This is a genomic window from Pisciglobus halotolerans, from assembly GCF_900113675.1.
In the GTDB taxonomy this organism is placed as follows: Bacteria; Bacillota; Bacilli; order Lactobacillales; family Carnobacteriaceae; genus Pisciglobus; species Pisciglobus halotolerans.
Genome location: NZ_FOQE01000055.1, coordinates 1 through 8,164 on the forward strand (window position 1 = coordinate 1; position 8,164 = coordinate 8,164).

The 8,164-nt window shown below is 40.4% G+C and carries 9 protein-coding genes and 1 pseudogene; 7 read left to right on the forward strand and 3 right to left on the reverse strand.

Features of this window, described 5'->3' with window-relative positions; genetic code table 11:
• Positions 1 to 229 (reverse strand): annotated as a pseudogene (locus tag BM057_RS10845) (ISL3 family transposase); the annotation flags it as partial.
• Between the two features lie 178 nt (positions 230 to 407).
• Positions 408 to 1,640: an MFS transporter gene (locus tag BM057_RS10850; RefSeq protein ID WP_092093710.1), complete on the reverse strand. Its 1,233-nt coding sequence runs from the start codon at positions 1,638 to 1,640 to the stop codon at positions 408 to 410.
• Between the two features lie 342 nt (positions 1,641 to 1,982).
• Between BM057_RS10850 and pyrF the strand changes: the two genes are divergently transcribed.
• The 3 genes from pyrF (at position 1,983) to BM057_RS10865 (ending at position 4,165) form a co-directional block, all read left to right on the forward strand.
• Positions 1,983 to 2,702: an orotidine-5'-phosphate decarboxylase gene (gene pyrF / locus BM057_RS10855; protein WP_092093713.1), complete on the forward strand. Its 720-nt coding sequence runs from the start codon at positions 1,983 to 1,985 to the stop codon at positions 2,700 to 2,702.
• Positions 2,699 to 3,322: an orotate phosphoribosyltransferase gene (gene pyrE, locus BM057_RS10860; RefSeq protein WP_092093715.1), complete on the forward strand. Its 624-nt coding sequence runs from the start codon at positions 2,699 to 2,701 to the stop codon at positions 3,320 to 3,322. The genes pyrF and pyrE overlap by 4 nt, the downstream gene beginning before the upstream one ends.
• A 156-nt stretch (positions 3,323 to 3,478) precedes the next feature.
• A complete protein-coding gene (locus tag BM057_RS10865) occupies positions 3,479 to 4,165 on the forward strand; it encodes a uracil-DNA glycosylase (RefSeq protein WP_092093718.1) in 687 nt (228 codons plus the stop codon).
• Positions 4,166 to 4,455: 290 nt separating this feature from the next.
• On the opposite strand, the gene BM057_RS12060 is transcribed toward BM057_RS10865, so the two are convergent.
• The gene (locus tag BM057_RS12060) at positions 4,456 to 4,584 is read right to left on the reverse strand and encodes a hypothetical protein (RefSeq protein ID WP_281246075.1); all 129 of its coding nucleotides are present in this window, start codon (positions 4,582 to 4,584) and stop codon (positions 4,456 to 4,458) included.
• Between the two features lie 449 nt (positions 4,585 to 5,033).
• On the opposite strand from BM057_RS12060, the gene BM057_RS10870 reads away from it, so the two are divergent.
• From BM057_RS10870 to gloA, 4 genes are all read left to right on the forward strand, one after another.
• Positions 5,034 to 5,810, forward strand: a complete 777-nt coding sequence (locus tag BM057_RS10870; RefSeq protein WP_092093720.1) for a DUF975 family protein — start codon at positions 5,034 to 5,036, stop codon at positions 5,808 to 5,810.
• Positions 5,811 to 5,912: 102 nt separating this feature from the next.
• Positions 5,913 to 6,899 carry an L-glyceraldehyde 3-phosphate reductase gene (mgrA, locus tag BM057_RS10875; protein WP_092093723.1) on the forward strand — a complete coding sequence of 329 codons (987 nt, stop codon included), beginning with the start codon at positions 5,913 to 5,915 and terminating at the stop codon, positions 6,897 to 6,899.
• 76 nt (positions 6,900 to 6,975) lie between these two features.
• Positions 6,976 to 7,359 (forward strand): SMU1112c/YaeR family gloxylase I-like metalloprotein, encoded by a 384-nt coding sequence (gene gloA2 / locus BM057_RS10880; protein ID WP_047390627.1) that lies wholly within the window; start codon positions 6,976 to 6,978, stop codon positions 7,357 to 7,359.
• Positions 7,360 to 7,494: 135 nt separating this feature from the next.
• Complete coding sequence (gloA, locus tag BM057_RS10885; protein WP_092093725.1) at positions 7,495 to 7,872, forward strand: lactoylglutathione lyase; 378 nt, start codon at positions 7,495 to 7,497, stop codon at positions 7,870 to 7,872.
• Positions 7,873 to 8,164 lie beyond the last annotated feature (292 nt).

Here is an 8,164-nt window from a genome sequence, read left to right on the forward strand (position 1 = left end):
CATGAGTCAGTGTGAGTGTAGAACATTTTGTGCCATGTTTGATAAGATCCTGATAGGAGTTGTTTTTGACGCCGCAAAGTTTACAGCAGGAAGGTCGATAGGTCAATTTTCCGTGTACTACCAGATATTCTTGATCCTTTTTCTTTTCCTTTGTAACGGGAACTTCAGCTAATTGAACATTTGGGTCTTTAATATTGAGCAATTTTTTTATAGAATGAGTGTAGGCCATGTGAATTCTCCTATTCTTTTGTGTGGTAACTTAATTATAGGAGTTCACTGGTCTTTTTTCATTTAAAAACAAAAAATAGTGCCAGTGAACCGATTGGTCCACCAACACTATATATTATAGAGCCAGAATAAAAAGGGTTGCCTCAATTTGAGACAACCTTTTTTGTTAGCTGACACCCTTAAGCTTTTGTTGCATTTGTCCGTACAGCTGGATAAGCATTCTTTTTTAAACCAGGAATCGTCAGCATGATCACTAAGCTGCTCAAATACAGAATCGATAAGGAACCCATCACAACGAGCAGACTATAATGGTCCATCAAGAAACCGATCGCTAGAGAAGAGAAGCCGCCGACTGCACGACCGACGTTTAACACAGCATTGTTTGCAATCGAATGAATCCGACTTGGATAAAGTTGGCTAACGACCACACCGTAACCTGGGAACATCCCATTTACAAAGAAACCGACAAAAGCTCCGCCGAATAATAAGGTCAGTTGGCTATCTGCATAAACAAATAAGAAAACGGAAGCAGCAGAAACAATCAAAAAGATCGTGAAAATGCCGCGTGGTCCAAACTTATCCAGCAAGCGTCCAAACGTCAGCATACCGGTAGACATTCCGATAATGGTCACGACCATCCAAAGTGAAGAGCTTGTAACAGAAAGGCCAATGCGCTGTTGCAGGATAGAAGGCAGCCAGTTCATCAAGCCGAAGTAGCCGGCAATTTGCACTGTGGTCATAAACATTAAGGAGAGTGTTGTCCGTGTTAATTCCTTGGTTTTAAAGAGTTCTTTCAAAGAAGGTTTTTCTCTATGGATCTCTTCAGGAGAAGCCATCAGCTCAAAATCTCCATCTACTGAAAGGTGCAGCCAAAGAACCAATCCGATTGGGATCAATCCGAATAAGAATAATCCTCTCCAACCAAAAATCGGGATCATCGCACCAGCTAATAAAGCAGCAGCAATGGAACCTAATTGACCCGCAACACCGTTCCAAGAGGACATAACGCCTAGTTTTTCAGGCGGGGTAACTTTTGCAATGATACTCATTGCAATCCCATACTCTCCACCAGCTCCGACTCCAGCGATAAAACGCAGTACGCAGATCCAGAAGAAAGAATGGACAAAAAACAAGGCTGCTGTTGCCAAAGAAAAAATCAGAATAGACCATTTGAATAACTTCACGTTTCCTTTGCGGTCCGATAATACACCGAATACTAGACCGCCCAGCAACATCCCGATATTCGTGATCGTAGAAATAAACCCTCCTTGCGCACCTGTGATACCAAGATCTGTGATAATGGAAGATAGTGCAAAAGATAAAAACATTACGTTTAAATCATCCATACCAGATCCAGCTAAGGCTGCAATGAGGGCTTTCTTTTTATTATTGGGCGTAGTTGTACTAGCCATTTGACATCTCTCCTTAAAATGGATGCTCTCTGTCATCCTTTATTTTAGTTCTTAAACAGTATATCGACTTTATTGACTTCTAGCAACCCCTTTTTTTGCATTGACAACTGCACGTTCGTTCGTTAAGATTAAAAACAATGAATCTGAATGATTTCCTTAATTGAGTCCTGTGAGGCTGAAAGGAAGTGCGGAAAAACAAGCTATAACTTTGCGCTCCTCTGCCTTTTTATGGGTCAGAGGCTTTTTTTATGGACTTTAATATTACTGTTCTAACTTGCAAATCACTTGCAGTAGCTAAGAAATGAATCAGAGACAGCAGAAATAGGATGGAGGATAATAATCATGATCACTAAGCCAATGATTGCATTAGATGTCCCTTCTAAAGAAGAGGCGCTGCTCCTTTTGGAAGCTTTTCAGGAAGAGTCTTTATTTTTAAAAATCGGGATGGAGCTCTTTTATAGTGAAGGACCCGATTTTATTCGATTACTAAAGAAAAAAGGACATCTGATCTTTTTGGATTTGAAATTGCATGATATTCCAAATACTGTTTATCGCGCGATGAAATCGTTGGCTGCTTTAGACGTGGATATGGTGAATGTACATGCTGCCGGTGGAAAAGAAATGATGAGCGCAGCTAAAAGAGGGCTGGAAGAGGGAACAAAAAAGGGCGCTGAAAAGCCTTTGCTGATTGCGGTAACTCAGCTGACATCTACAACAGAAGAAGAAATGCAGCACGAACAATTGATTTCAGCTACCTTAGAAGAGAGTGTCAGCCATTATGCTCAGCTTGCTGATGAGTCTGGACTAGATGGAGTTGTTTGTTCAGCCTTAGAAGCACAGCAGATCCTTGAAGCAACTCGTGCGGATTTCATGTGTGTAACACCTGGCATTAGATTGACTGGCAGCGACAATGGAGACCAAAAACGGGTGGCAACGCCTGAATTTGCACGCAAAGCGGGAGCTGCTGCTATCGTAGTCGGACGTCCCATCACACAAGCGGAAAATCCGCTGAAAGCATATCAAAACATTGAAAAACAATGGATAGGGGAAGAAGTAAAATGAAACAAGAAAAGAAATATGCTGATTTATTGTTAGACTGTGAGGCTGTCAGTTTAAGCCCAAAGAAACCTTATACATGGGCGAGCGGTATTAAAAGCCCGATTTATTGCGATAACCGTATCACAATGAGCTACCCAACTATTCGAAAGGAAATTGCAAAGGGACTAGCTGCTTTGATTCGGCAGTTTTATCCAGGAGTTGAAGTGATCGCTGGAACGGCAACAGCGGGTATTCCGCATGCTGCTTGGGTTGCGGAGATTTTAGATTTGCCAATGATCTATGTTCGAAGCAAAGCAAAAGGTCACGGCAAGCAAAATCAGATCGAAGGGCGTTTGCAAAACGGCCAAAAAGTTGTCTGCATCGAAGACTTGATTTCGACAGGCGGAAGTGTGATCGAAGCAGCAGCAGCTGTTCAACAAGCTGGCGGAGAGGTATTGGGCTGTGTGGCAATCTTCAGTTATCAACTTGATGCAGCGGCAACGAACTTTGAAAAAGCTGAACTAGCCTTGCATACCCTTTCTCATTACACGGCACTCATGGAACAAGCTGCTGAAAAAGCCATCATTACATCCGAAGAAAAAGCATTGCTGGCAGAATGGCGGAAAGATCCAAGCAAATGGTAAGAAAAAGAGCAATATAAACCAATCGATCAATGCAAAAGAAAGGATATCGTTTCTAAACAGAAAGATAGAAACGGACCTTTCTTTTTTGGATAAACAAAAAAGTTCTTTTCGTTTTGCAAATATGCTACCCTGAAAGAGAAGCAGGAAGGTGAGAAGATGATAAAAACAATTTTACCGACTAAATTGATCAACTTGGCTCAACAACGAGCTGCAGGTTTTTCAGTGGAAGGATTTGTGCGCGGAGAAGGACCAGAACATCCAAAAGCATTATTGATCGGAGAAGCACCTGGAGCAGTTGAAGTGACAGCGGCTGAAGATCATCCATTTGCTGGCCGTGCTGGGGTCGAGTTGATGAACTTTTTAGAGACTGCTGGTTTAGCACGTGAAACGACTTATATTACCAGTGTATTTCACAGCCGTCCTTTTAAAGACCGTATAAAGCTTAATAAACGAACAGGAATGGAAGAAATCAAGCGCTATAATCGTAAGCCCAATCAAAAAGAAGTGTTGGCTCACGCACCTTTGACGGATTATGAGATCAGTCATATTGATGCGCCACTGATCATTTTGTCAGGTACATCGGCTATTCAGCGTGTTTTAGGCAAACAAGCAACCGTGAAAGAACTACACGGAAAAGTCCTCACTTCGCCTGTTCAGTATTTGGCCCATTTAGATGATACAACTTATCAGTGGACCGAGAAAAAATATCCTATTTTATGCACCTATCATCCGGCCAGTATATTTTATAATCGCCAACTGGAACCAGTGATCCATGGGGATATGCGGGTAGCAAAAATGTGGCTGGAACAAGCTGAGCAGGAAACTTCAGAGTTGCGCAGATAATGTGACAAAAGAGAGCCCCTTCCTTTCCCCAATCTGTTTTCGTTGGATTTTGAGATCTAACGTTTCAGGTTGAAGAGGGAATGCTGGTTCTCTTTTTGCTATTTTTTCTGTTATTGCTGAGGATGAACGTGAATCAAAAGAGTGGATAGCAAGGGATAAATAGAAAGGAATGGAAAATATTCCCATTTGGCAACAAGATGTCATGTCGTTTTAAAGAGTTAGGGAAAATCAAAAAAGCCTTCAGCGCATGACTGCCAAAGGCTGATTCATTTAAAGAAATCAGTTGCGTATCAAAGTTTATGATCATCAGAAACACGTACACGGATCGGTTCTACTTTTAAAGAAGAAAAATAGAATGCTGAAGCTGCCACGACAATAATCAAAAGACTGACGCCTAGGAATAAGATTGATGTATTCATCATGATCATCCTTTCAATAAAAGAACAAGATTTACTTGCTAAGCCTATCTTTGTAAGAAGATCTTCCTACAATTCTATTATCGCTTATCGTTTCAAAAGATACAATTAATCAGCTTAAAGAAATGGCAAATGAAAATTTCTTTTTTGAAAAGTTTCTTTTGTATTTCTTAGTAAGCTTTAACGGATCAAAAACGCTAGTATCTAAATAAAAAATAGGATAAGATGAAACTAGAACAAAAGGCGGGATTAAAAGGGTAGGCAAGTTGTTTTTGGTTAGAGAGCTGACAAAGGAGAGAAAGAAGAAGCTTTTAATTGAATTTTTTGAATAGACAACAAACAGGTACAGAATAGCTTACGAGAAAACCCTGCTCCTTCTATATAACGCCATAAGAATGTTTGTTTTGTTTGTTTACACCGAAAAAAAGAAATACATAGAAAGGATGAAAGAAATGAATGATTACAAGACAAGAGCAGAGCTTAAAGGAGACGCCAAAGATCTGCTAAGAGGACGTTGGAAAGATGCTGTGTTGCTCAATCTGATCCCTAATCTTATTTTGCTGGTCGTTGTAGCTATTGCAGCTGGTACGATCATCTTCATCTTTAGAGAATCCGTTAATTCTCCTGGGTTTACAGACCCATATACGTATGATAATACTGGCAATGGTGGAGGAAGCGGCGGTACTTTTAGCGGACTGATCGGGACTTTGATCTCAACAGGGATATCCTTTACGTTGCTAGATTGGTATCGCCAGCCTTCAAGAGTCATCAGACCGCTTCGCGATGCTTTTCAAGTCTTTACGAGACGTTATTTACTAGGCTGTTTTCTGATTTGGCTGTTGATTTCGATCTTTACTTTCCTATGGGCGTTGCTGCTCATTATCCCAGGTATTGTTAAAAGCATTGCTTATTCTCAAGCTTATTTTATTTATAAAGATTGGACGAGTCAACCGGAGAATGGAAAAGTATCAGCGTTAGATTGTATTACGGAAAGCCGCAGATTGATGGACGGGCATAAAATGGACTATTTTATGCTGCAATTGAGCTTTATTGGTTGGGGACTGGTAGGGCTGATCACATTAGGGATCGGTTTTATCTGGATCATTCCTTACATGAATACGACGTTCGCTATTTTTTATGATGATTTGTCTAAAGGCCAGTACTACTTAGAAGAAAATGATGAGCCTGGGTATCAACCTGATGCAGATGGCGAATGGGAGAACTTTTAAAATTTAAAGCTTGCTGAAAAGGAAGATCGTTGTTTTCACTGGATGAAAACGTTATACTGAAACAGTATCAAAACGTAATTATCATTGAGGAGTGACGACAGGATGTATGAAGCAGCAAGCGAACGTTATGACCATATGATCTACAATCGCGTTGGAAACAGCGGATTAAAATTGCCGGCTATTTCATTAGGAATGTGGCACAATTTTGGTGATGTCGATTTATTTGATAAGAGCCGAAACGTTGCCCGAAGAGCTTTTGATTTGGGCATCACACACTTTGACTTAGCCAATAACTATGGACCGCCAGCAGGAAGCGCGGAAGAAAATTTTGGTCGCATTTTGAAGAAAGACTTTTTGCCGTATCGAGACGAATTGATCATCTCAAGCAAAGCCGGCTTTTATATGTGGCCAGGACCTTATGGTGAATTTGGATCAAAGAAAAATATCATGGCGAGTGCCAATCAAAGTTTGAAACGCATGGGACTAGATTACGTAGACATTTTCTACTCACATCGACCAGATCCTGAAACACCTTTTGAAGAAACTGCTCAAGCATTAGATTTGCTGGTGCGCCAAGGAAAAGCTTTGTATGTTGGTATCTCTAATTACTCAGCGGAACAAACTGAAGCCATCACAAAAATCTTTAAAGAGCTTAAAACGCCTTTTATTATTCACCAACCATCTTACAGTATGTATAACCGCTGGATTGAAGATGGTTTACAAGACGTGCTGTCGAGAGAAGGTCTTGGCAGCATTGCGTATAGTCCTTTGGCACAAGGTTTGCTAACAGACCGCTATTTGGACGGCATCCCCAAAGATTCGCGAGCAGCGCGTTCAAGCAGTCAGTTTTTAGATGTAGAAGCCGTTGAAAAAACGGTTGAAAAGTCGCGTGCGTTGAATGAAATCGCAAAACGTCGCGGACAAACGTTAGCTGAAATGGCAATCGCTTGGATTTTGCGTGACGGGAAGGTAACCAGTGTTCTTGTTGGAGCAAGCCGCGTATCTCAATTAGAAGATAATGTTAAGGCCTTGAATAACCTTGATTTTTCTTCAGAAGAATTAGCTGAAATTGAAAAAATTCTCAAATAAAGACAATATCACTTTTTAAAAACGAAGAAGCCTCTTCTATGCTGGAGAGGCTTTTTTGAAAGGACAGGACACCACTATGAAATTATCTAAAATCCATCATGTAGCTATTATTGCTTCTGATTACCAAGTATCGAAAAACTTTTACACAAATCTTTTAGGCTTACCTATTCTAAATGAAAACTACCGAGCAGAAAGAGATTCGTATAAGTTAGATCTCAGCGTTGGAGATAGCCAAATCGAATTGTTTAGTTTTCCCGAACCGCCTGAGCGGCCATCTCAGCCTGAAGCAGCCGGCTTGCGTCATCTTTGTTTTGCAGTAGAGAGTGTTGAAGAAACAGCTGCAGAGTTGGAAGACAAAGGAATAGCCGTCGAGCCGATCAGAATCGATGAATATACAGGTAAAAAATATACCTTTTTCAAAGACCCAGACAATTTGCCCATTGAGCTGTATGAAAGCTAAAACAATATAAACTTAAACTTGCATCTTTGCTAAAACATTCAATTTGTGAAAAATGCAAAAAAGGGAAAATTTTTGAAGTTTTCCATAAAGTCAGTTAAACTAAAAAAGAAATCAAAACTGAGAGGGGCAAGAAAAATGGCAAAAAAAATGCTACACACTTGTATTCGCGTACAAAACTTAGAAAAATCAGTTGAGTTTTATGAAAACATCTTGGGATTAAAAGTGACCAAACGCTTAGATTATCCGGATTTTAAATTTACATTAGTGTATATGGCACTTGAAGACCGCGGCTATGAATTAGAGTTGACTTATAACTATGCTGCCGAACCATATGACTTAGGAAACGGCTACGGACACATTGCAATGGGCGTAGACGACCTAAACCAAACACACGAAGAATACAAAGCAGCTGGAGCAGAAGTAACCGACATCAAAGGACTTTCCGACGGCGCAGCAAGCTACTTCTTCGTTTTCGATCCAGACGGCTACAAAACCGAAATCATCCAAAACTAAAAGGATGCGGAGCGAGGTCGACAGGCAAAGCCGTTATTGATAGCACTGTTGCCGTTCTGACAAAGTGTATCATGCCTCCAAGCGATTAAACTTGCAAGAGTCATGACAATGCGAAGAAACACGATTAGAAAGTGAAAACTTCTAAATCTTATAAATGACAAAAAGCCTTTTTATCAATGAGTTTGAGATGAAAAGGCTTTTTTTGACGTCTTTTATATTTGAAAAAGAAGTGTTCATCTAGTGGCTGCAGTACTAACTCAAGAGCAGTAACAAGTTTGAGTTTGTAAATAAC